This is a genomic window from Pseudomonas sp. P5_A2_2 (assembly GCF_054177685.1).
Map to the genome: position 1 here is coordinate 1 of NZ_JBGCUL010000783.1, position 2,147 is coordinate 2,147.

At 59.5% G+C, this 2,147-nt stretch carries 3 protein-coding genes and 1 pseudogene; all 4 read left to right on the forward strand.

The window, feature by feature from the left end; translation table 11 throughout:
- Window positions 1-152 (forward strand): annotated as a pseudogene (locus ACXRVY_RS25610) (amino acid ABC transporter permease); the annotation flags it as partial.
- Window positions 149-943: an amino acid ABC transporter ATP-binding protein gene (locus ACXRVY_RS25615; protein ID WP_223463294.1), complete on the forward strand. Its 795-nt coding sequence runs from the start codon at window positions 149-151 to the stop codon at window positions 941-943. The pseudogene ACXRVY_RS25610 and the gene ACXRVY_RS25615, both read left to right, overlap by 4 nt.
- A 28-nt stretch (window positions 944-971) precedes the next feature.
- On the forward strand, window positions 972-1,361 hold the full coding sequence (locus tag ACXRVY_RS25620; protein ID WP_057714589.1) for a RidA family protein: 390 nt from the start codon (window positions 972-974) through the stop codon (window positions 1,359-1,361).
- 171 nt (window positions 1,362-1,532) lie between these two features.
- Window positions 1,533-2,147 (forward strand): IclR family transcriptional regulator (locus ACXRVY_RS25625; protein ID WP_458238588.1); only part of this gene is annotated, 615 nt, incomplete at its 3' end.

The following is a 2,147-nucleotide window of genomic DNA, read 5'->3' on the forward strand; positions in this document are numbered from 1 at the left end:
TCGCCGAGTTGCTGCTCAGCACCCAGCAGATCATCGCCCGGACCTTCATGACTCTGGAGTTTTACCTGTTCGCCGGTTTCCTGTTCTTCGTCATCAACTACGGCATCGAGTTACTCGGCCGGCACATTGAAAAGCGGGTGGCTTTGCCATGACTCAGACTCAAACCCATGCACAAAACGGCCAGCCGCTGCTGGATATTCGCGGCCTGCACAAGCGTTACGACCAGCTCGAAGTGCTCAAGGGCGTCGACCTGAGCATGCAGCGCGGCAATGTGGTGACGTTGATCGGTTCCAGCGGCTCGGGCAAGACCACGCTGCTGCGTTGCGTGAACATGCTCGAAGAGTTCCAGGGCGGGCAGATCCTGCTCGACGGCGAATCCATCGGTTATGACGAGGTCAACGGCAAACGCATTCGCCACCCGGAAAAAGTCATTGCCCGTCATCGTGCCATGACCGGCATGGCGTTCCAGCAGTTCAACCTGTTTCCGCACCTCACCGCGTTGCAGAACGTCACGTTGGGCCTGCTCAAGGTCAAGAAACTGCGCAAAGACGAGGCGGTGGCCCTGGCCGAGAAATGGCTCGAGCGCGTCGGCCTGCTGGAGCGTCGCGATCACTTTCCCGGTCAGTTGTCTGGCGGGCAGCAACAGCGCGTGGCGATCGCCCGCGCCATCGCCATGAACCCGAGCCTGATGTTGTTCGACGAAGTGACCTCGGCCCTCGACCCGGAGCTGGTCGGCGAAGTGTTGAGTGTGATCAAGGGCCTGGCCGAGGACGGCATGACCATGCTGCTGGTGACCCACGAAATGCGCTTCGCCTTCGAGGTTTCGGACAAGATCGTATTCATGAATCAGGGGCGTATCGAAGAGCAGGGGCCGCCCAAGGACCTGTTCGAGCGCCCGCAATCGCCACGGCTGGCGGAATTTCTCAAAAGCACTCGCTTTTAACGTCATTTTCAAAGCAGGAGAAACACCCATGAGCATTACTCGTTACGGCACCGGCAGCACCGCCGGCGGCGGTCAGCCCCGTCCTTTTGCCCGTGCTGTCGAAGCCGATGGCTGGCTGCACGTGTCTGGCCAGGTGCCGGCGCTGGATGGCGAGATCATTGTCGGAGGCATCGTCGAGCAGACTCATCAGACCATGAAGAACCTGATCGCCATCCTTGAAGAGGCCGGTTATGGCCTTGAAGACGTGGTACGCACCGGCGTGTGGCTGGAAGACCCGCGGGATTTCTGGAGCTTCAACAAGGTGTTCTCCGAATACTTCAAACCGGAACACGCCCCGGCGCGGGCCTGCGTGCAGGCGAACATGATGGTCGACTGCAAGGTCGAGATCGACTGCATTGCCTACAAGAAAAAGGCTTGAACCGAGTCGCACCCATCGCGGGCAAGCCACGCTCCCACAGGTTTTGTGTGCTGCCACAGATTGCAGTCACAACTTCAACCTCTGTGGGAGCGAGCTTGCTCGCGATGGCGATCTAACCGCCAACAACGCACTTTGGTTAGACTCCCGGCATTATGAATGGGAACCACTGAAATGACCGAAGACACCATCAAGCGCCGGGCACGCGGTCTGGACCGGGCGTTCGATATCCTCGATTTCCTCAAGGAGATCGGCCAGCCCCTGCGCCCGAACGACATTGCCAACGGCATCGGCAGCCCCAAATCCACAGTCTACGAACTGGTGGCCTCGCTGCTGGAACGGCGGATCCTGGAGCCGGTGGGCAAGGACGGTCATGTCTACCTCGGTCGCCAGTTGTACTTTCTCGGCCAGGCCCACTTGCGCCATTTCGACCTGACCCGTGAAGCCGATCACGCTTTGCAGGAAATCGTCAGCCAGACCCGTGAAACGGCGCAGATGTGCCTGCTCAACGGGCGCAAATACACCGTTGCGCTGATGAAGGAGGGGGAACGGCATTTCCGCATTTCCTCGGACATTGGCGAAAACGCACCCATCCCCTGGACCGCCTCCGGGCGGCTGTTGCTGGCGCACCTGAGCGACCAGGAAATCGTCGACCTGATCGACCACGACGACTTCATCCTGCCTGACGGCGAACGCTTGCCGCTGGAACAGTTTCTCAAGGAAATCCGTCAGGCCGGAATCGATGGTTTCTTTTCTTTCGATAGCGTCGCCGACACCTTTACCCATTGC